The 21,899-nt window shown below is 44.9% G+C and carries 22 protein-coding genes and 3 tRNA genes; all 25 read left to right on the forward strand.

The window, feature by feature from the left end; genetic code table 11:
- The first annotated feature begins 416 nt into the window (after positions 1-416).
- On the forward strand, positions 417-1,862 hold the full coding sequence (locus C6P11_RS00855; RefSeq protein WP_135517997.1) for a peptide MFS transporter: 1,446 nt from the start codon (positions 417-419) through the stop codon (positions 1,860-1,862).
- 110 nt (positions 1,863-1,972) lie between these two features.
- Entirely contained in the window at positions 1,973-3,520 is a 1,548-nt protein-coding gene (locus C6P11_RS00860) for a DHA2 family efflux MFS transporter permease subunit (protein WP_135517998.1), read from the forward strand.
- Positions 3,521-3,647: 127 nt separating this feature from the next.
- On the forward strand, positions 3,648-4,184 hold the full coding sequence (locus C6P11_RS00865) for a phenolic acid decarboxylase (protein ID WP_135517999.1): 537 nt from the start codon (positions 3,648-3,650) through the stop codon (positions 4,182-4,184).
- Between the two features lie 99 nt (positions 4,185-4,283).
- Positions 4,284-4,366 (forward strand) — tRNA-Tyr (locus C6P11_RS00870).
- 9 nt (positions 4,367-4,375) lie between these two features.
- Positions 4,376-4,447: transfer RNA gene (locus C6P11_RS00875), tRNA-Gln, on the forward strand.
- Positions 4,448-4,721: 274 nt separating this feature from the next.
- Positions 4,722-4,793: transfer RNA gene (locus tag C6P11_RS00880), tRNA-Gln, on the forward strand.
- Between the two features lie 115 nt (positions 4,794-4,908).
- Positions 4,909-5,655: a DUF975 family protein gene (locus C6P11_RS00885; protein ID WP_135518000.1), complete on the forward strand. Its 747-nt coding sequence runs from the start codon at positions 4,909-4,911 to the stop codon at positions 5,653-5,655.
- 70 nt (positions 5,656-5,725) lie between these two features.
- Positions 5,726-6,388, forward strand: a complete 663-nt coding sequence (locus tag C6P11_RS00890) for an endonuclease III domain-containing protein (RefSeq protein ID WP_135518001.1) — start codon at positions 5,726-5,728, stop codon at positions 6,386-6,388.
- A gap of 9 nt (positions 6,389-6,397) precedes the next feature.
- Positions 6,398-7,279: a hypothetical protein gene (locus tag C6P11_RS00895; protein WP_135518002.1), complete on the forward strand. Its 882-nt coding sequence runs from the start codon at positions 6,398-6,400 to the stop codon at positions 7,277-7,279.
- Positions 7,276-7,749 carry a SprT family protein gene (locus C6P11_RS00900; RefSeq protein WP_056972767.1) on the forward strand — a complete coding sequence of 158 codons (474 nt, stop codon included), beginning with the start codon at positions 7,276-7,278 and terminating at the stop codon, positions 7,747-7,749. Before C6P11_RS00895 ends, C6P11_RS00900 begins: the two co-directional genes overlap by 4 nt.
- 53 nt (positions 7,750-7,802) lie before the next feature.
- Positions 7,803-8,981, forward strand: a complete 1,179-nt coding sequence (locus tag C6P11_RS00905; protein WP_135518003.1) for an iron-containing alcohol dehydrogenase — start codon at positions 7,803-7,805, stop codon at positions 8,979-8,981.
- Between the two features lie 149 nt (positions 8,982-9,130).
- Positions 9,131-11,023, forward strand: coding sequence for an acyltransferase family protein (locus C6P11_RS00910; RefSeq protein ID WP_135518004.1), 1,893 nt, complete (start codon positions 9,131-9,133; stop codon positions 11,021-11,023).
- Between the two features lie 183 nt (positions 11,024-11,206).
- Positions 11,207-11,596, forward strand: a complete 390-nt coding sequence (locus tag C6P11_RS00915) for a MerR family transcriptional regulator (RefSeq protein ID WP_135518005.1) — start codon at positions 11,207-11,209, stop codon at positions 11,594-11,596.
- Positions 11,589-12,308, forward strand: a complete 720-nt coding sequence (locus C6P11_RS00920) for an SDR family NAD(P)-dependent oxidoreductase (RefSeq protein WP_135518006.1) — start codon at positions 11,589-11,591, stop codon at positions 12,306-12,308. The genes C6P11_RS00915 and C6P11_RS00920 overlap by 8 nt, the downstream gene beginning before the upstream one ends.
- A gap of 125 nt (positions 12,309-12,433) precedes the next feature.
- Entirely contained in the window at positions 12,434-12,901 is a 468-nt protein-coding gene (locus C6P11_RS00925; protein ID WP_135518007.1) for a MarR family transcriptional regulator, read from the forward strand.
- On the forward strand, positions 12,891-13,862 hold the full coding sequence (locus C6P11_RS00930; RefSeq protein WP_245299713.1) for a metal ABC transporter solute-binding protein, Zn/Mn family: 972 nt from the start codon (positions 12,891-12,893) through the stop codon (positions 13,860-13,862). Before C6P11_RS00925 ends, C6P11_RS00930 begins: the two co-directional genes overlap by 11 nt.
- Positions 13,859-14,554, forward strand: coding sequence for a metal ABC transporter ATP-binding protein (locus C6P11_RS00935; RefSeq protein ID WP_135518009.1), 696 nt, complete (start codon positions 13,859-13,861; stop codon positions 14,552-14,554). The genes C6P11_RS00930 and C6P11_RS00935 overlap by 4 nt, the downstream gene beginning before the upstream one ends.
- On the forward strand, positions 14,547-15,329 hold the full coding sequence (locus C6P11_RS00940) for a metal ABC transporter permease (protein ID WP_135518010.1): 783 nt from the start codon (positions 14,547-14,549) through the stop codon (positions 15,327-15,329). The genes C6P11_RS00935 and C6P11_RS00940 overlap by 8 nt, the downstream gene beginning before the upstream one ends.
- A 119-nt stretch (positions 15,330-15,448) precedes the next feature.
- Positions 15,449-17,080: an ABC-F family ATP-binding cassette domain-containing protein gene (locus tag C6P11_RS00945; RefSeq protein ID WP_135518011.1), complete on the forward strand. Its 1,632-nt coding sequence runs from the start codon at positions 15,449-15,451 to the stop codon at positions 17,078-17,080.
- Between the two features lie 180 nt (positions 17,081-17,260).
- Positions 17,261-18,643, forward strand: a complete 1,383-nt coding sequence (locus tag C6P11_RS00950) for an MATE family efflux transporter (protein WP_135518012.1) — start codon at positions 17,261-17,263, stop codon at positions 18,641-18,643.
- Between the two features lie 230 nt (positions 18,644-18,873).
- Positions 18,874-19,122 (forward strand): hypothetical protein, encoded by a 249-nt coding sequence (locus C6P11_RS00955; protein WP_135518013.1) that lies wholly within the window; start codon positions 18,874-18,876, stop codon positions 19,120-19,122.
- A gap of 81 nt (positions 19,123-19,203) precedes the next feature.
- A complete protein-coding gene (locus C6P11_RS00960) occupies positions 19,204-19,710 on the forward strand; it encodes a hypothetical protein (RefSeq protein ID WP_135518014.1) in 507 nt (168 codons plus the stop codon).
- A 147-nt stretch (positions 19,711-19,857) separates the two neighbouring features.
- Complete coding sequence (locus C6P11_RS00965; RefSeq protein ID WP_135518015.1) at positions 19,858-20,076, forward strand: hypothetical protein; 219 nt, start codon at positions 19,858-19,860, stop codon at positions 20,074-20,076.
- Positions 20,077-20,086: 10 nt separating this feature from the next.
- Complete coding sequence (locus C6P11_RS00970; protein ID WP_135518016.1) at positions 20,087-20,314, forward strand: hypothetical protein; 228 nt, start codon at positions 20,087-20,089, stop codon at positions 20,312-20,314.
- Between the two features lie 179 nt (positions 20,315-20,493).
- Positions 20,494-21,897 (forward strand): sugar porter family MFS transporter, encoded by a 1,404-nt coding sequence (locus tag C6P11_RS00975; RefSeq protein ID WP_135518017.1) that lies wholly within the window; start codon positions 20,494-20,496, stop codon positions 21,895-21,897.
- Positions 21,898-21,899 lie beyond the last annotated feature (2 nt).

A 21,899-nucleotide genomic window follows, 5' to 3' on the forward strand; every position in this document is an offset into this window, starting at 1 on the left:
CTCAAAAAACGCCCAATCGAAAAAAACACCCTGAAACCGTGCCAAGGTACTGGCAGTTTCAAGGTGATTTATCGTATTTTACTGATTTAGCTGTGGTTAAAAATTTAGTGCATGAATAATCCGGGTTAATATATTGTGATTGTTGCGCAAGGATTTCTTGATAATCCTGCTTATTGATGTCGAAGTGATTATCACTTGTGACTGCTATCTTGATCATGATAATGCCTTTCTGACGCCGTTATGACAGTCATTGTACCAAATTCGCAACGCTTATTGTTGGAAAAAGTAAATTGTAATTCTTTGAACTTCTTGTGATAATGAAGAAATTCCGGTAAACTTAATAAGTATTTTCTAATGAATAAGTTATTTTTAGTACTCTAAAAACCAAATATATAATTTGTAAGGAGCTTTTCTCAATGGAATCAGAAAAGAAATTCCTGGGACAACCACGCGGTCTACAAACTTTGTTTATGACCGAAATGTGGGAGCGCTTCAGTTACTATGGTATGAAGGCCATCTTGCTTTACTACATGTGGCATTTGATTGCCACTGGCGACCTTAATGTTACCAAGGCAACTGCCGCATCAATTATGGCCATCTACGCCTCAATGGTTTACTTGTCAGGTGTTGTTGGTGGATTTATCGCTGACCGTTTGATGGGTCAACGTCGCACTGTCTTCTGGGGTGGTGTGTTGATCATGTTCGGACACATCGCATTGGCTTTGCCATTTGGTGCGCCAGCGATGTTCGCCTCAATGGTCTTGATCGTGATGGGAACTGGTTTGTTGAAGCCAAACGTTTCATCATTGGTTGGATCACTTTATAAGGATGGCGACTCAGCACGAGATGCTGGGTTCTCAATCTTCGTCTTCGGTATCAACTTGGGTTCATTTATTGCCCCATTGTTGGTTGGTTGGACGCAAGAGCAAGCCGGCTTCCACTTGGCATTCTCATTGGCTGCCATCGGAATGTTCTTCGGTTTGATTCAATTCCACTTTGGCGGTAAGCACTTGTCAAAGGATTCATTGTACGCACCAGATCCATTGCAACCAGAGGAAGTTAAGCCTTTGGTAACGAAGATCGTCTTGGGTGTTGTCGCCTTTGCTTTGGTTATCGTATTGATGGTCTTGATGGGCTGGACGCAATTGCAAAACTTCGTTAACTTGTTGACGATTGTCGCAATCTTGTTGCCAATCGGATACTTCACGTTGATGATTACGTCAGCTAAGGTTAACAAGGAAGAGCGTTCACGCGTTATCTCATACATTCCATTGTTCTTGGCTGCTGTATTGTTCTGGGCTATCGAAGAGCAAGGATCAATCGTTTTGGCAACGTTCGCCGCAGAACGTGTTGATACGTCATGGTTCCCAGCTTCATGGTTCCAATCATTGAACCCATTGTTCATCATGCTTTACACGCCATTCTTCGCTTGGTTGTGGGTTAAGTGGACAAAGAACCAACCTTCATCACCAATGAAGTTTGCAATTGGTTTGATGTTCGCTGGAGCATCATTCTTGTTGATGGCTTTGCCTGGAACGTTGTTTGGAACGGCCGGTAAGGTTTCACCACTTTGGTTGGTTGGCTCATGGGCCTTGGTTATCGTTGGTGAAATGTTGATTTCTCCAGTTGGATTGTCAGTTACGACTAAGTTGGCACCAAAGGCATTTATGTCACAAATGATGTCAATGTGGTTCTTGGCTTCATCAGCTGGTTCAGCATTGAACGCCCAATTGGTAACGTTGTACAACCCTAAGAACGAAGTTGCTTACTTTGCTTGGTTCGGAATCGCTTCAGTTGTTCTTGGTATTGTCTTGGTATTCCTAGTACCACGTATCAAGAGCCTGATGGCGGGTGTTAAATAGTTAATTAGAAGACGTCTAACTCATTTGAGTTAGGCGTCTTTTCTTGTTGGAAAAGTAAGTAAATAAGTCTATAATCAGTTCTTGTCGAAAAAATAGGAACGGTGAATAAAATGACAGAAGAAAAGTCATACAAGAAGTGGCTCGCCTTGGCAGCTATGTCTTTGGGTGTCTTCATGGCACTTTTGGACGTGACGGTTGTGAACGTGGCGTTGCCAACGATGGCGATTGATTTCAAGACGACATTCAATAACTTGCAATGGGTATTGAATGCTTACACGATTGTGTTCGCGGTCATGCTGTTGATTGTCTCAAAGTTAGGTGACATGTTTGGGCGTAAGAAGATTTTCATTGCTAGCATGTTTGTTTTCGTAATTGCGTCAGCGGTTAACGGAATGGCCTCATCATTGTTGGTGTTGGATATCGGTCGTGGTGTCCAAGCCATTGGAGGATCTGGTTTGATGTCATTGGCGATGGCCTTGGTTGCATCAAACTTTGAGGGACGTGAACGTGGTACAGCCTTGGGAATTCTAGGGTCTGTTATCGGGCTTTCAACGGCTTCTGGACCGCTTGTTGGTGGTTGGCTAGTTGAAGCCTTTGGTTGGCCTTCAATCTTCTATATCAACGTCCCAGTGGGAATCGTGGCGGTTATTATGACTTGGATCAACGTTAAGGAGACGCCAAGTTACGGTAAGGGTCAATCAATCGACTTCTTGGGTATGTTGTTGTCTGCCGTAGCTTTGTTCTCAGCGGTTTACGGTTTGATTCAAAAGGAAACCAACGTCCACTGGGCTTGGACTGATATGCGCATCGCCGGCTGGTTGATTGCTGGATTCGTCTTGGCGGTTATCTTCGTCTTGGTTGAATTGAAGGTTAAGACACCAATGATGAACTTGAAGATGTTCAAGAGCATTAACTTTGTGGGAGCTGTTATCGTGGCCTTCACATTGGGAGCTGGTGTTTATGCTATCAACGCTTACTTGACGGGCTTGATGCAAAATTACATGGGCTACACAGCCTTCCAAACTGGTTTGCGCCAATTGGTGATTTCAATTTGGTCACTTGTTTTGGGACCAGTGACTGGTATTTTGGGTAACAAGTACTCAAAGAAGTGGATGATGTCAGGTGCGTTGTTGCTTGGTGGAATTGGTTTCTTGTTGTTGGCAAATGCCATGACAACGAAGCTTGCATTCATCGACTTGGTACCAGCCATGATTTTGATGGGTATTACGAATGCCATCGTTAACCCAATGTTGAATACAGCTGGTCTTGAAGGTGTCGCACCGCAAGAAATGGGAATGGCAGCCGGTTTGTTGAATGTCTTCTGTCAATTCGGTGTTTCATTCGGTGTCGTTATGCTTGGTTTGACGCAAACGAACCACTACGAAAAGTATTTGAATGCGCACTTGGATTCAGTGAAGATGCCTGAAGCAGCTGCAACTGGTTTGCACAAGGCATTGGTTGAAGCTGGGCCGTTCTCAGGTCACGCGGTGGCATTTAGCGATCGTCTATCACACGCGCCATTTGCACATGCTTTCCAACAAGTTGTGTTGAACGCGTACGATAAGGGAATGGCAGCTGTCGGTGTGACGGCTGCGATTACGGTCTTCATCGGTGCAATCGGTGCAGCTGTGTTCATGCGTGAACGTAAGCAACAATAATAAGTTTTAAGGCACGCCTACCGCGTGTCTTTTTATTTGGGTGAAAAATCCCACCAGAAAACCATTGTCATCAGTCCTAACATTGAGAGTGTAGAACTCATACAAGGCAATGAAAGGAGCATTTGATATGACAAAGACATTTAAGACATTGGATGATTTTTTGGGTACCCACTTTATTTACACTTATGACAATGGGTGGGAATACGAATGGTACGCTAAAAATGATCACACGGTTGATTACCGCATCCACGGTGGCATGGTTGCCGGACGCTGGGTGAAGGATCAAGAAGCAGATATCGTGATGCTCACTGAAGGCGTATACAAGATTACATGGACGGAACCAACTGGGACAGATGTTGCATTGGACTTCATGCCAAACGAAAACAAGTTGCACGGGACGATTTTCTTCCCAAAGTGGGTTGAAGAGCACCCTGAAATTACGGTAACCTTCCAAAATGAACACATTGACGTGATGGAAGAGGCCCGCGAGAAGTACGAAACTTATCCAAAGTTGGTTGTACCCGAATTTGCATCAATTACCTATGTTGGGGATGCAGGATTGAACAACGAAGATGTCATCTCACAAGCACCATATAATGGTATGCCTGATGATATCCGTGAGGGTCGTTATTTCGACGAAAATTATCAACGAAAGAACCGATAAAAACTATCTTAATTTGAGTTGCGACAACTAAATATCAATTAATTTCAAAAAAGGGGTTGCCAAGGTTTGAAATAATTGGTATTATATAAAAGTTGTTGCGGGGGTTTAGCGAAGTCTGGTCAAACGCGGTGGACTGTAAATCCATTCCTTCGGGTTCATAGGTTCGAATCCTATAGCCCCCATCGCATCATTGGGATATGGCCAAGTGGTAAGGCATCGGTTTTTGGTACCGTGTATCGCTGGTTCGAATCCAGCTATCCCAGCTGATGGAAGTCGGTGAGCGAATACGCTTGCCGGCTTTTTTTGTGCATAATTGCTGGTTTTAAGATTGGCGGCGATGAGTAAACGCCTGACGAAACTGTGGTCGCCGCTACGATAAGTCAAAATAATTCCGCACGCTTGCAGCGTACAGAGATTATTTCGTCTTATCTCCGGGCAACCAATTTTCTTGCTACGCAAGAAAGACGTTTCTCTATGCTCTTTTGTGCTTGACACTTTTTGTAAGCAGTTGTATTATATTTTCTGTTGAAAAATCATTGGGATATGGCCAAGTGGTAAGGCATCGGTTTTTGGTACCGTGTATCGCTGGTTCGAATCCAGCTATCCCAGCTAATGAAGGCGATGAGCGTTTGCTTATCGTCTTTTTTGTTGCGCTGAGAAGTGGTAAGCCGGAATATGGTACACTATTAATTGTGAAAAACGATTATATATGAGGAAAAGAGTTATGCTAACTAATTATGATCTGAAGGCACGTGCTCGTAATCGGGTAAAAGGGCCGGCCTTCAATGTTTCAATTAAATTGTCAATGTTCTTAATCATTTGGCAGATTCTATCATCAGTATGGGATGGGAACCAAGCGCCAGTGGTGTCATTTACACAAACGACGATGACGTTTGGTGAATCACTACAATTTTTGTTCCGCCTATTCACAACTAACATGGTTGGTGAAATTGCTTTCGGTGTCTTTGGTTTGGGCGCTATGTGGGCATTCGTTGAATGGGGTCGTAACAAGGAAGTGCCTGAGCAACCATTTGCCGATGGACTAAAGTTCTGGGGTCGCAGCACGATTGTTGACGTTGTGGTATTGCTGGGGCTGCGTTTCCTATTTACATTCTTGTGGACGTTGGTATTGATTATCCCAGGAATCGTCAAGTCATTTAGCTATTCACAAGCACCGTTGATTTATGCGGAAGACCACAAGCAAGGCGTTGAAATTACGAACTTGTCTGAATACTTGCTCCGCTCACAAGAATTGATGGCTGGCTACAAGTTGCGCTTGTTCTGGCTACAATTGAGCTTTATCGGTTGGTGGATTTTGGTTGCTTTGACGTTTGGTTTGGCCGCTATTTATGTTGTGCCATACTACAACGCCACGATGGCAGAATTCTACATTGAATTGACGCGCGAACGTCGCTATGGAGCCCGTGCAACGTACACCGCATCAACATCAGATGAAGATGATGAACTATAATAGATAGTAAGTAAAAAGGTTAGAGTCTAAACTCTAGCCTTTTATTATTGGGAAAAGTGAGATTTGAGAGATGAAGACGCTGGATATTCGTGGGTTGTATCAACAACTTTATAATCAAATGGGACCACAACGCTGGTGGCCGGCTGAACGCTGTATGGAAACGATTGCTGGAAGTATTTTGATTCAAAATGCTTCTGCCAAGACGGTTGATCCAGTCATTGAAAAGGTTGGTCGCGAAACGAATTTCGATCCAGCGACTTTGATGGCCATGTCTCAGGAAGAGTTGGAACAGCTAATTTTTGAGGCTGGTTTGTACCGCAGTAAGGCGAAATACTTGCGTGCGCCGTTGCAATTCTTTGCGGAATACGACTTTGATTTGAGCGAACTACAAAAGCTCGACACACCAACACTACGTAAGCGTATCCGTGCTGTGTCAGGAATCGGCAATGAGACGGCTGATGTGTGGCTGGTCTATATTTTTGGGCGGGCCCAATTTATCGCGGATTCCTATTCACGTCGCCTGATGAATTTCTTGGGTGGCCCTGAAAAGCTGACTTATGAAAAGGTGCAAAAGGTTGTGATGATGAATTCTGATTTCACGCCGGATGAAGCTCGTGAATTCCACGCCTTAATCGATGAGTTTGGTAAGTTGTATTTGCGTAATCGCGAGCAATTTTTGACGAGCTGGCTCAAGGATGCCAATCTAACTGATAAGCTATTAGAACAATTTTAGGAGGGTGCCATGGCGAAGAAAGTCGCAAGTTATAAGAAAATACGGCCACCACGCGTGAAACTTGGGCGTAACCAAGATGCAGGGTTTGCGATTCGTGTTGCTGTGACGGATACACGCGCGGATATCTATCAGCCATATCAGCACCCGAAGGCGGACCAGAAGGTGACGATTAGCTTCTTGGATCATGAAGAAGTGGCGAGCCGTCGTATTTGGCAACAATTCATTCAGCAAAACGCTGCCCGCGTTACTGAACCGGACGTTGATTTGGTGAGCGTGCAATCAGCACGTCATTCAGCCAGTGTGTACGTGAGCTTTGTGGCGCACGAGAAGCCGGCCTTTCAAGTGTTGCGCGTTGCACAACGTTTAGGTGGCAATTGGCAAAAGATGCCGGTGCTCCAAACACAATTTTTGGAACAAGCTTCTGAAGTTGGTGATTGGGTGCGTAAAATTGTCGCCGGTGAAGCCTTCCAGCCTTTTACGTTCCAAATGTATACGTGGTTGCGTTGGTGGTCACAACCGGGGCTAAATCAGCAACTTGAAAAGCGCGGTAAGCATTGGCTAGTTAGCGCAGGTGAGCATCATGATGGCCTTTCGGACGAACATGTGGCCGTTGCCCAAACATTATTGAAGAGTGGTTTGCTAGCCGTCCGCCAGACGCAAGTCGTTGTCAGTGACACCGGCATTGCGTTGATGAATTACTTTGCCCGTTATTATGAGACGCAGTTTGCGCAAAGTTACGGTGAAACGAGTGTTTGGCAATCGGACGAATTGTTGACGGATGCGAGCGCGGATACGTTGGGTCAATTTACAACGAAGAACACAAAACGTCGCCAAGCCTTGAAGCTGCCGACGAAAGTACCAAAAAATTATCGAGGGGACCGGTGGCGATGACCGATTCGGAACTACAAGCATTGGTCGAACAAGTATCATTGGCTGATTTTGGGCGACCATTTGTACATAAAGCGACGTTCAACCGCCGTTTGCGAACGACCGGTGGGCGCTATGTGCTCCAAACGCATAATTTGGAAATCAATCCGTTGATGATTGAAGAGTTTGATGAGCAAAACTTGATAGGTGTCATTAAGCACGAATTGGTGCACTATCATAATCACATTCAAGGCTTGCCATACCAACATAAGGATCGCTATTTTCAGACGGAATTGCAGCGCATTGCGGGTTTGCGTTATGCGCCAGCAACCTCTAAGGCGAAAGTCCGCAAACAACCCAAGCATTATTGGATTTATACCTGTAAGAATGGCCATGAAATTTATCGCCAGCGTCGCCTTAATGAGCTACGCTATGCCTGCGGAAAGTGTGGTGCACCAATCCGTCTCACCGGAGAATTAAAAATTGGTGACTAAGGTTGGTTGCTTTGTTATACTAATCACATATTCTAAATTAGAGGTGAGTATTCATGGAGAACTTCCGTTTCTTCGTGCCAACTGACATTCGTTTCGGTCGTGACCGTTTGAGCGAATTGCCAGAGGCACTTGCAAAGTTTGGTAAGCGCGTTTTGGTTGTCTACGGGGGTGGATCAATCAAGCGTTCAGGTTTGTACGAACGTGTGATGAACCAATTGAGTGACTTTGAAGTGACTGAATTGGCTGGCGTTGAGCCAAACCCACGTATTGATTCAGTACGTGAAGGTGTTAAGTTGGCCCGCGACAACAAGATTGATGTTATCTTGGCTGTTGGTGGTGGATCAGTTGTGGACGCTTCTAAGGTTATCGCAGCTAGTGTTCCTTATGATGGGGATGCATGGGACCTTGTTAAGAACCCATCATTGATCGATATGGCCTTGCCATTGGTCGACATTTTGACGTTGTCAGCAACGGGTACAGAAATGAACCGTAACGCTGTTATCTCAAACATGGAGACGAACGAAAAGTTGGGAACGACGGGTATGAACTTGATTCCACAAGTATCATTCTTGGACCCATCAGAGACGCAAACGGTGTCAAAGTGGCAAACGGCTGCTGGTTCATCAGATATCTTGAGCCACTTGTTTGAGCAATACTTTGCCCGTACGGCGAACGTTGACTTGCAAGACTTCTTGGCTGAGGCTTTGATGAAGGTTGTTATCAAGCACGGACCAATCGCGTTCAACGAGCCTGATAACTACGAGTCACGTGCCGAATTGATGTGGGCTTCATCATTGGCTTTGAACGGTTTGGAAAACGCCGGAAAGCCAGTTGGTTGGACTGTTCACCCAATCGAGCACGAATTGTCAGCCTTCTACGACATCACACACGGTGTTGGTTTGGCTATCTTGACGCCACGTTGGATGGAATACGCATTGGACGAGAAGACGGCGCCTAAGTTTGCCCAATACGGGCGTAACGTTTGGGGCTTGCAAGGGGATGATGACATGGCTGTTGCCAAGGATGCCATCCGCAAGACGATTGCTTGGTACCAATCAATGGATATTCCAATGACGTTGCCAGAAGTTGGCATTGACGAGTCAAAGCTAGACGTGATGGCTGCAGCTGCAGTTGAGCACGGTGGCTTGACGCAAGGTGTTTACGCACCAATGCAACCAGCTGACGTTGAAGCTATTTTCCGCGCTTCAATGACGGCACCAGTGGTTGATTAATTTAAATATTAAATTATGACGTACATGGTTAATAACTATGTGCGTTTTTCTTTACACATAGCCATCTTCACTTGAAACGCACTGCCATATAACGGTATGATAGAAATTAGTTTTGTTAATGGTAGTTGAACTTTAGGAAGAGAATAAAAATGGGGCAAAATAGTAGTAAGAAGCCACGGTACATTACGGGTTTTGACGGTTTGCGAGCGATTGCGGTAATCGGCGTCATTGTCTTTCACCTGTGGCCGGAGCATCTAGTCGGTGGTTGGCTAGGTGTGCCGTTGTTTTTTGTGTTATCGGGGTACTTGATAACAGACCTATTAATCCAAGAATTTGATCGTAATGGGCGCACTGATCTGCTTGGATTTTACCGCCGCCGTATCAAGCGTTTGTACCCGGCGTTGGTTGTGATGCTGTTTGCGACAGCAACGATGATTGGGTTATTCGCACGTGATTTGTTGTATAACTTGCGTGCGATTATCCTGACGAATATGACGTATGTCTACAATATTTGGGCGACGAAGCATGGTGATTCATATTTTGATTCATGGGGTGGTGCTTCGCCGTTTACGCACTTGTGGTCATTATCGATTGAAGGTCAGTTTTATCTGATTTGGCCGATTGTGGTCTTTGCGGTGTTGGCATTGAAGATTAAGCGCAGTTCAATCGCTGCGTCACTATTGGGCTTGGCGGTTATCTCCGCTATCCTGATGGGGATTTTCTATGACCCAACTAACATCAACCGAACTTATTACGGTTCTGATACGCGTATGTTTGCGGTATTGTTGGGAACTGCGTTGGCCTTTGCTTGGCCTTCAAATCACATGAAATTGACGTTGAAGCCAAAAGCGAAGCGTAATTTGAATGTGTTGGGTGCAGTATCATTAGCCTTTACGTTGGTTGGCTTGTTTTGGTTAAACGGTCAGTGGGAAGCAACGTACATGGGCTTGATGTTTGTGTTCACATTGATGGTGACGGGCTTGATTGCCATCACGGCGCACCCAGCTTCATTTTTGAGTAAGGCATTGGATAATAAGCCGTTGAACTATCTTGGAACACGCTCATACAGTATTTACTTGTATCAATTGCCGGTATTCGTGTTCTTCGATAAGTTCACAGGTCACAACGATTCTTTCTTGATGAATATCATTAAGATTGCCGTTGTGCTCGGTATCGCCGAAGTGAGTTATCGTTACGTGGAAAATGTTTTCCGTCGTTTCAAGAAGCCTGATTTGGCCCCTGGTGAACCAAAGATGGCGCACTTCTTCCAAAGCCGAGCAGCCAAGATTATGGCTGGAATTGCGGCGGTATTCATGTTGGGAACTGTTAACGCAGTTTCAGCGAAGGAAGCAGGGCGTGCTCGCCCCAAGACAGACCTGCAAAAGCGTTTGAATACCAACAAGAATAAGATTGCGGATGCGAACAAAAAGGCGCTTGAGGCTGCTAAGAAGGATAATGCGAAGCCTGCTAAGAAGGCAGATAAGCACAGTTCTTCAAGTAGTGAAGCAACGACCGGTACTGATCCGTTGGCGCAAAAGTATGGCCTAACCGACAAGGAGTACGCGGCCATTAAGGACCAATCGGTTACGGCAATCGGTGATTCAGTCATGGTTGACGTAGCACCTGATTTGCAAGAGTTGATGCCGAATACTGTGGCTGATGCGGCAGTTGGTCGCCAACCATACGTTGTCCCAACGGTCTTGCAATCATACGTAAATAAGGGTGTTTTGGCACCAACGGTTGTGATTTCAATTGGTACGAACGGTGCGATTGGTCAAAACGTCTTTGATCAGATTATGCAAATCATTGGTAACCGTACCGTGTACTGGGTAAATGGTTATGCAGACCGCGCATGGGTTCATGCAAATAACCAATTCTTAGAGCAACAAAAAGCAAAGTATCATAACTTGCACATCGTTGATTGGGCCGACTTGGTCAAGGACCACGGCGATTGGCTTGGCGGTGACCTCGTTCACCCTAATCCAACTGGTTCTGTCCAGTATGCAGCTTTGATTGCAAAGGATATGGCAAAGAATCAATAATAACGCGAAGCGCTGACGTAAAAGTCAGCGCTTTTTTACTAATAAGGTTTTTATAATTCAACCAGCGATAATCCGATGTGTATCAAGGGTTATCGCTGGTTTTGTTTGATGGAGAAGAAATGTTTGACTTAAACCTAGGTTTAACTGATATAGTTGTGTACACAAAGTTAGTGAGGTGAATGAATGGCGAAAACTTACACAATTGGTGAGACGGCTGAAATGTTTGGCGTGCCGGAATCGACGTTGCGTTTTTACGATAAACGGGGGCTTTTGCCGTTTATTGAACGTGATGAGGCAGATCGTCGCGTCTTTACGGAAATGCAAATCTCATTGCTGAAGACGATTCAACATTTGAAGAATACAGACATGACCATTGGCCAAATTAAGCAGTATGTTGATTGGATTGTTGAAGGAGATGCAACGATTCCCAAAAGATTGGAAATGTTAGTAGCGCATCGTCAAGATATTTATGATCAGATTGCAATGCGAGAAGCGAGTCTAGATGGGGTTAACCTTAAGATTGCGCGTTATGAAAAGTATGTGAATGAACAACAGGAGAAAGAGAATGACTAAAACAGCATTGGTTACCGGAGCTAATAAAGGCATCGGGTTTGGTATTGCGAAGGCCCTTTTGCAACAAGGTTATCGTGTATTGGTAGGCGCACGTGACGAACAACGTGGTGCAACCGCGGTTGAGGCATTACGTGCATATGGGGATGCCCAATTACAATTGATTGATGTTTCTGATTTGAATAGTATTCAAACTGCGGTTGCTGATATTACAAAGCAAGAAGCAGATTTTAGTTTGTTAGTGAACAACGCCGGTATTTCTGGTGATATGGGCCGTACAGCTTGGGAATTTGAGGCCCAAGAATTAATCGAGACATATATGGTGGATTTCATTGGGCCATATGAGTTAACCAAGGGTCTATTGCCAGTCTTGATTAAAAACGCTGGTAAAATTGTGAACGTTTCAGTGCCAATTGAACCAAATGCTTGGTGGCACCCACTTGCATATCAAGCAGCAAAGGCCCCATTGAACGTGATGACTAAGGATTTTGGTTTGGAATTTACCCAACAAGAACTGCCAGTTGAAATTATGGCTGTTATGCCAGGGGCAGTTTCAACGGATTTGAATAATCATATTCAAGGCGATTTTGTTAAGACATCAGATGAAGCGGGTGAATTGATTGCTGGCTTTGCGACTGATGGTGAAAATCACAATGGACAGGTCATCAACTTTGATGGGACTGTTGCTGATTATTCAGCCGGTTCAAATGTTTAATTAAAGAGATTGAAAAGTCGTCAGCGCATTTGCTGACGACTTTTTTAGATTTCGGCTTGCTAATTTTTTGTCACGTGTGGTATCCTTTACTGGTTAATTAACCGGTAAAGGATAAAGGTGACGGTATGGCGACTGAAGAGTATGCAGAACAATTGGATCATTTTTTAAATGACGTGCGCTTGCTTGCTGAAAATCAACGCGAGATTTTGTTGGGGGATGCAAATTCCCCTATTACAACGACCCAAGGCCACGTGTTGATGCTGTTGGCCCAAAACGGACCGCAAACAAATACAGAGCTTGCGCATGCCTTGCATGTGTCAGCCGCCGCGATTACCAAGGCGATGAAGGGTCTTAATACGGTTGATGATCCGATGGTCAATGTGGTGCCAGACCCTGATGATGGTCGTGTGTCACGTTGGTCATTGACGACGTTGGGGATTTCAATGGCGACGGCCCACGCGCAACGCCATCGTGAAACGTTAGCAGAGTATCAAAGCGTCTTTGCTGTCTTTACGGAACAAGACCAAACGACCATCAGTCACTTTTTGACGTTGGTTGCCGATCGACTAAATGGAGGAAATCATGAACAATAAGAAGCACCCATGGCTGTTGGCTATTCCAGCAGTTGCCGTTGTTGGTATGATTGGTATGGTTGTCTTCACAAGCATTAGCCGAACAGAGAAGACAACCCAAACCGGTAAGATTAAGGTTGTTGCAAGTTTGGATAGTTACGGTGAAATGGCGAAGGCAGTGCTAGGGAACCAAGGCTCAGTCACGAGCATCATGGACAAGGCGGATATGGATCCGCACGAATTTGAGCCGACTTCAGCTGATGCTAAGATTTATCAAAAGGCTAATGTCATCATTTCAAATGGTGGTGGCTTTGATAACTGGAGCGTGAATTTCGCTAAGCAAAATACTGACGCCAAGGCGATTAACTTGGCCAAATTGTATGATTTCGAAGGTGAGAATGATCACGATCATGACCATGAAGAAGCCGAAGAACATGACCACGACCATGATGATGAAACAGCCGGTAATGAGCACTTCTGGTATAAGACGGATGTGTCGGCGCGCTTGTCAGAGCAACTTGTTAAGACTTATAGTAAGTTAGAACCAAGTAAGCAAGCTTATTTCCAAAAGAATGCGGATAAATATTTGGCAACTTTGACTGATTTAACCGCTATGCAACAACAGGTTAAGCGAGACTTGCAAGGAAAGAACGTCATGGCGACGGAGCCGGTCTTTGATAACACGTTGATTGATTTAGGCGCCAATGTCTTGAATCAATCATTCTCGAAGGCGGTCAATGAGCACCAAGACCCAACCCCTGAAGATATTCGTAATTGGAATGCAGCAATCGATGCTGGTGAGGTATCCGTTGTTATCTACAACCCACAGTCGACGGGGAAGTTGGCGAAGCAAGCCATGACTTATGCAAAGAAACATGATGTACCGGTTGTCCAGGCAACAGAAACGAAGCCGGCCGGTAAGACGTACGCTGAATGGCAATATGAACAATTGGCTGCATTAGACGAGGCATTGAACGAATGACATTATTAATTGGCTCAAACATCGGGATGCAATTTGGCGACCGATGGCTGTACAAAAACGTTGATTTTAAACTAGAAAACGGGCACGTATTAGCACTGATTGGTGATAATGGTGTTGGAAAAACAACGTTACTTCGTGCGCTGTTAGGCCAGTTACCATTATCTGCCGGGCAATTTGACTGGCAAACCAGCGGAGCGGACCGTGCGATTAGTTATGTGCCACAATATCGCCCAGATATGCAGGCTTTTCCGCTCCGCATCTCAGACTTCGTTGCCTTGAGTTTCGACCGTGGGATGCGTCCATGGCTAACGGCAGCTGAAAAAGAGAAACTAAACCACGTTTTGGCTGACACACATTTAACAAATCTGGCCAAAAGTCGCATTGATACCGCCTCTGGTGGTGAACGTCAACGCGCATATTTGGCCCAAGCATTGGTGCAAAACCCAAATGTCTTAATTCTTGATGAAGCGACAGCTAATTTGGACAACGTGGCGAAGTTTGAATTGATGGATGTTATTCGTGACTATCAAGCACACCATGACATTACGGTGATTATGGTTAGTCACGATTTGGAGATTATCCAACGTTATGCGGATGATTATTTGCTCCTAACGCCACAAGGTAGTGAGTTTGGTGAAATTGCTAATCTCGACATTTCAAAGTTGAAGGTAGGTAATCAAGATCATGCTTAGTTATCCATTTATGCAAAATGCTTTAGTGGCTGGGACATTGATTGCCATTGTGAGTGCGGTGGTCGGCACGTTCGTTGTGGCGCGTCGCATGTCGTTTTTGACCCACACGTTGAGTGAAATCGGCTTTGCGGGGGCCTCATTTGCGCTCTTTATGAGCTGGTCACCGTTGGTGGGAATGCTACTGTTCTCAGTAGTTGCCTCGATGACCGTCGGTGAGTTAGGTATCAAAGAAAAGCGTTCTGAATCATTGATTTCGGCCGTCAGTGCGGTGGCAATTGGTTTGGGAATTGCATTCTTGTCACTTTCAAATAAAAATGCGACAGCCGCAACCGGTATTTTATTCGGTTCGATCTTCAGCATTAGTCGCACTGACGTCATTGAAGTGGTGATTTTGGCATTGCTTGTATTACTAGCTAGCCTATTGATGTTCCGTCAATTACGTCACTATGCATTCGATTATGACACGGCGGTCTTCAGTTTGAAGAACATCCAACTTATCGAAGTGGCGTTTTTAGGCTTAATGGCGACGACGGTGGCGGTTTCCGCTCAAATCGTTGGATCATTGTTGATTTTCATCTTGATGATTTTGCCGGCCAGTGCCGCAATGCGCTGGGGACGTACCGTTTGGCAGATTATCGGCCTGGCAGTACTGTTCTCAGTAGCAGGGGTCTGGTCAGCGTTGGTACTATCTTACGTACTAAACCTACCAGTCTCATTTTTCATCGCGATTATCGAAGCAGCAATTTATTTTGCTTCACTATACAAACGCAATTAAATATCAGACGGCAACGAGGTGACTTGTTGCCGTTTTTTAAAACCAATACCCAAAAATGTTCATAATTTCGGTATAATAGGAAATGACATTAAAAACGAGAAAAGGAAACGTAAACAAATATGCTAACTGTTTCAAACGTATCAGTATCATTTACTGGTAAGAAGCTATACGATGACGTTAACTTGAAGTTCACGCCTGGTAACACATACGGTGTTATCGGTGCCAACGGAGCTGGAAAGTCAACGTTCTTGAAGGTCTTGGAAGGCAAGCTCCAACCAACGACTGGAACGGTCTCAATGGAGGCTAACGAGCGTATGTCATCATTGGTACAAGACCACTTTGCTTTCGACGAGTTCACGGTCTTGGACACTGTTATGCAAGGACACAAGGAATTGTATGACGTTAAGAACCAAATGGATGAAATTTACACGCACGACCCATTCACTGACGAAGATGGTATCAAGGTTGGTGAGTTGTCAGCGCGTTTCGAAGAGTTGAACGGTTGGTCAGCTGAAACTGAAGCTGCACAATTGTTGCAAAGCTTGGGAATTTCTGAAGACCAACACTACACGATGATGGCCGACCTTCCCGAAGTAACGAAGGTTAAGGTTTTGTTGGCGCAAGCATTGTTTGGTAACCCAGACATCTTGATCCTCGACGAGCCTACCAACGGTTTGGACACGAAGACGATTGCTTGGTTGGAAGACTTCTTGGCTGACTACCAAAACATCGTTATCGTTGTTTCCCACGACCGTCACTTCTTGAACGCCGTTTCAACGATGATCTTGGACGTTGACTTCGGTAAGATCAAGTTGTTCGTTGGTAACTACGACTTCTGGAAGGAATCTTCAGAATTGGCACAACGTTTGCAATCACAAGCAAATGCCAAGAAGGAAGAACAAATCAAGGAATTGCAAGACTTTATTGCCCGTTTCTCAGCAAACGCCTCAAAGTCAAAGCAAGCTACTTCACGTAAGAAGCAATTGGAAAAGATCACGCTTGATGACATCCAACCTTCAACGCGTAAGTACCCATACATCAACTTTGAAATCCAACGCGAAATCGGAAACGACATGTTGCGCGTTGAGAACGTTTCAAAGACGGTTGATGGTGTTAAGTTGTTGGACAACATCTCATTCACGGTTCGCCCTAATGAGAAGGCCCTAGTTATGGCTGAAAACGACGTTGCCGCTACGGCATTGTTGGACATCATTGCTGGAAACGACACGCCAGATTCTGGTGAAGTAACTTGGGGTGTTACGACGTCTCACGATTACTTGGCTAAGGACATGAACGTGAACTTCCCTAAGCCTGAGATGCCAATCTTGGACTACTTGCGTGACTTTGCTTCTAAGGAAGAAAGCGACAACACGTTCTTGCGTGGTTTGTTGGGACGTATGTTGTTCAAGGGTGAAGATGCGGAAAAGACTTTGGACGTTTTGTCTGGAGGAGAAAAGGTCCGCGTTATGTTGTCTAAGTTGATGTTGACGAAGCCAAACGTTTTGGTTTTGGACGACCCAACTAACCACTTGGACTTGGAGTCAATCACGTCATTGAACGATGGTTTGATCAACTTCAAGGGTGGTATCATCTTCACGTCTCACGACCACACGTTTGCCCAAACGATTGCGGACCACATTATCGTGGTTTCAGATCAAGGTGCAATTGACCGTGCCGAGACGACTTACGACGAGTTCATGGCGCACCCAGAAGTGCAAAAGCAACTTGCCGAGAAGAACGTTACTTTGTAATCAAAAACATGAGCGCTTGCCTATTGGCAGGCGCTTTTTGTTTATCGTATCGCGAAATGACTAAAACTATTACAAAAAGTTACAACATCGGTCTATTTTCGTTAAAGTTCGCATTTTAAACAAATCTACTCTATACTATGAATTAATAAGGTTTAAAGTTAGCGGGGGGGTATTTTAAAAATGAATGATTTAACGAAGGGCAGTCCACTTAAGTTGATTGTCATGTTCACTATTCCATTGGTGATCGGATACTTAGTACAACAGATGTACAACATTTCCGATACGTTGGTTGTTGGACAAACCTTGGGTGTGACGTCATTGGCGGCCGTTGGGGCGACTGGTGCGATTCAATTCTTGGTAATGGGTTTCGTACAAGGGTTTAGCTCGGGTATGTCAATCATCACGGCACAGCGTTTTGGGGCTGGTGATATGAAGGGTGTGCGTCAATCGTATGCTACGAGTATCGTTGCCGGTATTATCATGTCAATTATCTTGACGATTATTAGCTTAGTGTTCATTGATCCATTGCTACGATTGATGCAAACGCCGGCGGATATTTTCGCAGAAGCGCGGGTGTTTATTGTCATCATCTTGGCTGGAACAATTGCAACGATGGGTTATAACATCATTTCTAACGCCATGCGTGCGGTTGGTGACAGTAAAGCGCCGCTGTACTACTTGGTGGTCGGCATGATTTTCAACATCTCACTAGAATTGATTTTGATTTTGAAGTTCGGTTGGGGTGTTGAAGGTGCGGCCTTTGCGACCGTTTTGGCACAGTTCGTGTCAATCGCGGCATCATACTGGCACATCAGTCGCTACACGGATACGTTGCACTTAACGGGTTCTGACTTCAAGTTGCCTAAGGGTGAATTGCGTCAGCACATGCTAGCTGGGGTGCCAATGGGCTTCCAGCAATCGATCATCGCGATTGGTTCAGTGACATTGGCCGCAGCGGTTAACACGCTTGGTACGGATGCGGTTGCTGCGAATACGGCAGCGTCAAAGGTCGACCAAATCATCATTATGGTGATGATGTCATTTGGTGTGACGATGGCAACGTATACGGCGCAGAACTTCGGTGCGCGCAAGTACGCCCGTATCTTGGTTGGTGTGAAGATTGCTTTGATTTTGGGGATGAGCGTGGGAACATTGCTGGGTATTCTTGAAATCGCGTTCGGCCGTAGCCTAGTAACGCTGTTCGTCGGTGCCGGGCAACACACGGTTATGGACTTGGCGCAATTGTACTTCTGGGCAAATGGTCCGTTGTACGCCATCCTAGCAACGTTGTTCGTGCTTCGTTACACGTTGCAAGGTTTGGGTGACGTTAAGACGCCAACGCTTGCCGGTGTTGGTGAAATGGTGGTTCGTTCAGTGGCCGCCTTCTCATTGGTTGTTTGGTTTGGTTTCTTCGGAGCCAGCTTGGCGAACCCGCTGGCTTGGATTGGATCATTGGTCTTCTTGGTGCCAGCATGGGTTAAGGTTGTACGTCGTTTGAAGGCAGAAATTGCTAACGGTGACAAAGAACCGGCACCTGCATTTTCTGCAATGAATCTGGATTAAAAATTAATTGGTTATTGAAACCCGTTGTTTTTGGCTGTGGTGGCTGAAGACAAAGGGTTTTTAACTGTAATAAATTCGCAAAATAGAAGTATTTGGCGCCATTCGTGACGAAAGTATGCTCCTAAATTTCGGATTTATGATAATCGACGATGCTCGTTTCTCATGTGTTTCAAATAATAAACTCATTTTCAGATTATGATAATTATATTGAATTTACGAGAAATGGGACAGTGATGATTATGTATACCAAAATCATGGAAGATTTGCGTGAAACAGCGGTAATGTTTGCACTTGTATCAGTTGTATTCGGCCTCTTGACGCTTTCAATGCGCTATTTGTATGGTATGGATTTTTCAATCATCGTACCTATGGTTGGCCGCGTGTATGTGAGCTTTTTTGTCGGCATGATGATTTTTAACGCTTACGATTGGATTTGTTTTGCATGTCGTCGCCAAAAGATGGCCGTCCGTGTGAACTAAAGCAGATTGTTTGAAACATAAACGTAACAATAGGATAATGATGGTACAAATCGCTTCGGAGTTTTATATGGGGAGGCAATTATGTACTATGTCGTTAATCAGCAAAAGGATACGTTAACGTTTTATTTTCCAGATGGCACGTCTGATTTTTTAATTGAAAAATTAGTACGTCTATCACGGCCTAACTTAACAAAACTGATTGCGCCATTCAGTATCGGGGATCACATTGAGGACGCGATGGCTTTTAAACAAGAATTTTCGGCCTATGAAGCGGGAGATTTACAAATTGTTTCTAAACCTGAGTTGATGGAGATGTTGCAGACCGGTGCCTGTGAGGTAGCGCAAGAACGTGACCGCCGGGAAGATACTTTGACGATGACCCTGGGGCTTGTCTTAGCAGGACCATTATTGTTCTTCTTAGACATGGTCATCTTTGAAAGTATTGGCTTGAACGCTCTTGTTTCAGAGATTGGGGCAGCTGCAGTGGTGATTTTCTTGTTTGTTGCCTGGATTGCAGTGGCTTGGACAGCCTGGGGCATGAAGTTAGAAGAAAAATTTGAAGATGCCTTGTCGCATCTGCATAAGTAGAGAGACGTCACAACTGTTTGTGGCGTCTTTTTCGTTTTGTGCGACATTTTGGTTCCCTGGATTCGTTAGTATAAGTGTCAGCAAATAACAGCTGATAAGTCGAGTAAGTGGCCACGTACTCATTGCTGAATTCAAGGAGGATGACAGATGGATAAGATGGAAAAGAAGGTCGATAACCGTATGACTGTGCGCATTTTGGGGCTTGATCGTGAAGACAAGCCAATCAACCGCCGTTTCAAGGTAGCGAAGGGAACATCAACGGCACAGTTACATCGCTTGGCAACCGTGATGATGCTACTCGGATTGGAAACGAGCATCGAAACGATTGTAACGTCTGAACGCAAAGACGTGCCAGTAGCATTCTAGGAGGTGTCCCATGAAGGAATTGAAGATGATGTTTGAATCAACTAACCCAGAGAAGCCAAATCAAAAGGCAATTTTGAAGATGGCAGATGTCGATGAGACGTTAACGGGTGCGCAGGTGGCGGCAGAAATGCAAAAGTTTGCTAGTTTTACTTTTGTGGTCAATACCCACGGTGAGCCGCGTTTCGGGGCGCCAAAGGCTGCCAGTTTCGTTACAACGGAGAAGCGTCCGGTATTCTAGTACTTTAAGCAACGAGTGTCCAGTAATGGGCACTCGTTTTTGCCTGTTTTGTGAATTTTTTAACTTTTGTGAGAAAATACTTGCAAACGCTTTCAAAAGTTGTGTTATTTAGGGTGTTGAGAGTTAGTTTTATGGGCAAACTAACTTGTTGCTTTATGTTTACGTTAGGGAGAATAAGCATGCAGACGGAAAAGAAGTCGCTATCGACTAATTTAATTTATTTCTTTGGGGCCCTTGGGGGATTGCTTTTCGGATATGACACAGGTGTTATTTCTGGAGCTATTTTATTTATTGAAAAGCAATTGAACCTGGGTGAATGGCAACAAGGTTGGGTTGTTTCAGCCGTGTTGCTTGGTGCCATTATCGGTGCCACAATTATTGGACCATCTTCAGATAAGTATGGTCGTCGTAAGTTGTTGATGGTTTCATCAATCATCTTCATCATCGGAGCTTTGGGATCATCAGTTGCTCACAACTTTGAGCTATTGGTTGCTTCACGTATTGTGTTGGGTATCGCCGTCGGTGGTGCTTCAGCCTTGATTCCAACTTACTTGTCAGAGTTGGCACCCGCCGATAAGCGTGGTGGAATCGGAACCATGTTCCAATTGATGATCATGACAGGTATCTTGTTGGCCTACATCTCAAACTACGCTTTGTCTGGCTTTGATCTAGGATGGCGTTGGATGTTGGGATTGGCTGCTGTGCCTTCAATCATCATGTTCTTCGGTGGAATTGCCTTGCCAGAATCACCTCGTTACTTGGTTCGTAAGGGTCAAGACGACGAAGCTTTGGCAGTTTTGACGCAATTGCAAGATAACTCAGAATCTGCACAAGCTGAATTGGCTGACATTAAGTTGCAAGCTTCAATGGCTAACGGTGGATTCAAGGAATTGTTCGGTATCATGGCTCGCCCAGTGTTGATTATGGCAATGGGATTGGCTATCTTCCAACAAGTCATGGGATGTAACACAGTTTTGTACTATGCCCCAACAATCTTTACTGATGTTGGTTTCGGTGTTAGTGCTGCCTTGATTGCCCACATCGGAATCGGTGTCTTCAACGTTATCGTTACTTGGGTAGCCATGAAGATGATGGACAAGGTTGACCGTAAGAAGATGTTGATCTGGGGTGCCTGGGGAATGGGTATTTCATTGTTCATCATGTCATTCTCAATGCACTTCTCAGGTCAATCACAAGCTGCCTCATACATCTGTGCTGTTGCGTTGACGATTTACATCGCCTTCTTCTCAGCAACTTGGGGACCAGTTATGTGGGTTATGATCGGTGAGTCATTCCCATTGAACATCCGTGGTTTGGGTAACTCATTTGGAGCCGTTGTTAACTGGGCTGCAAATGCCATCGTTTCATTGACGTTCCCACCATTGTTGAACTTCTTCGGAACTGGTTCATTGTTCATCGGATACGCCGTTTTGTGTATCGCAGCTATTGCGTTCGTTAAGTACTTCACAATCGAAACGCGTAACCAATCACTTGAACAAATCGAAGCAGATCTTCGTTCACGTGCCCACGCTAAGGGTTGGCATGAAGACGAAGCTTCAATTTCACAAAACATTGCCCAATAATA

The organism is Weissella confusa (assembly GCF_004766315.1).
GTDB classification, from domain to species: Bacteria; Bacillota; Bacilli; order Lactobacillales; family Lactobacillaceae; genus Weissella; species Weissella confusa_A.

Excerpts from the sequence above, each read along its gene's own strand:
- C6P11_RS00930 (WP_245299713.1), top strand. The coding sequence starts at position 12,891 with ATGAACAATAAGAAGCACCCATGGCTGTTGGCTATTCCAGCAGTTGCC.
- C6P11_RS00890 (WP_135518001.1), top strand. The coding sequence starts at position 5,726 with ATGAAGACGCTGGATATTCGTGGGTTGTATCAACAACTTTATAATCAA.
- C6P11_RS00940 (WP_135518010.1), top strand. The coding sequence starts at position 14,547 with ATGCTTAGTTATCCATTTATGCAAAATGCTTTAGTGGCTGGGACATTG.
- C6P11_RS00910 (WP_135518004.1), top strand. The coding sequence starts at position 9,131 with ATGGGGCAAAATAGTAGTAAGAAGCCACGGTACATTACGGGTTTTGAC.
- C6P11_RS00860 (WP_135517998.1), top strand. The coding sequence starts at position 1,973 with ATGACAGAAGAAAAGTCATACAAGAAGTGGCTCGCCTTGGCAGCTATG.
- C6P11_RS00900 (WP_056972767.1), top strand. The coding sequence starts at position 7,276 with ATGACCGATTCGGAACTACAAGCATTGGTCGAACAAGTATCATTGGCT.
- C6P11_RS00950 (WP_135518012.1), top strand. The coding sequence starts at position 17,261 with ATGAATGATTTAACGAAGGGCAGTCCACTTAAGTTGATTGTCATGTTC.
- C6P11_RS00885 (WP_135518000.1), top strand. The coding sequence starts at position 4,909 with ATGCTAACTAATTATGATCTGAAGGCACGTGCTCGTAATCGGGTAAAA.
- C6P11_RS00965 (WP_135518015.1), top strand. The coding sequence starts at position 19,858 with ATGGATAAGATGGAAAAGAAGGTCGATAACCGTATGACTGTGCGCATT.
- C6P11_RS00925 (WP_135518007.1), top strand. The coding sequence starts at position 12,434 with ATGGCGACTGAAGAGTATGCAGAACAATTGGATCATTTTTTAAATGAC.
- C6P11_RS00975 (WP_135518017.1), top strand. The coding sequence starts at position 20,494 with ATGCAGACGGAAAAGAAGTCGCTATCGACTAATTTAATTTATTTCTTT.
- C6P11_RS00895 (WP_135518002.1), top strand. The coding sequence starts at position 6,398 with ATGGCGAAGAAAGTCGCAAGTTATAAGAAAATACGGCCACCACGCGTG.
- C6P11_RS00920 (WP_135518006.1), top strand. The coding sequence starts at position 11,589 with ATGACTAAAACAGCATTGGTTACCGGAGCTAATAAAGGCATCGGGTTT.
- C6P11_RS00865 (WP_135517999.1), top strand. The coding sequence starts at position 3,648 with ATGACAAAGACATTTAAGACATTGGATGATTTTTTGGGTACCCACTTT.
- C6P11_RS00960 (WP_135518014.1), top strand. The coding sequence starts at position 19,204 with ATGTACTATGTCGTTAATCAGCAAAAGGATACGTTAACGTTTTATTTT.
- C6P11_RS00855 (WP_135517997.1), top strand. The coding sequence starts at position 417 with ATGGAATCAGAAAAGAAATTCCTGGGACAACCACGCGGTCTACAAACT.
- C6P11_RS00935 (WP_135518009.1), top strand. The coding sequence starts at position 13,859 with ATGACATTATTAATTGGCTCAAACATCGGGATGCAATTTGGCGACCGA.
- C6P11_RS00905 (WP_135518003.1), top strand. The coding sequence starts at position 7,803 with ATGGAGAACTTCCGTTTCTTCGTGCCAACTGACATTCGTTTCGGTCGT.
- C6P11_RS00945 (WP_135518011.1), top strand. The coding sequence starts at position 15,449 with ATGCTAACTGTTTCAAACGTATCAGTATCATTTACTGGTAAGAAGCTA.
- C6P11_RS00970 (WP_135518016.1), top strand. The coding sequence starts at position 20,087 with ATGAAGGAATTGAAGATGATGTTTGAATCAACTAACCCAGAGAAGCCA.
- C6P11_RS00915 (WP_135518005.1), top strand. The coding sequence starts at position 11,207 with ATGGCGAAAACTTACACAATTGGTGAGACGGCTGAAATGTTTGGCGTG.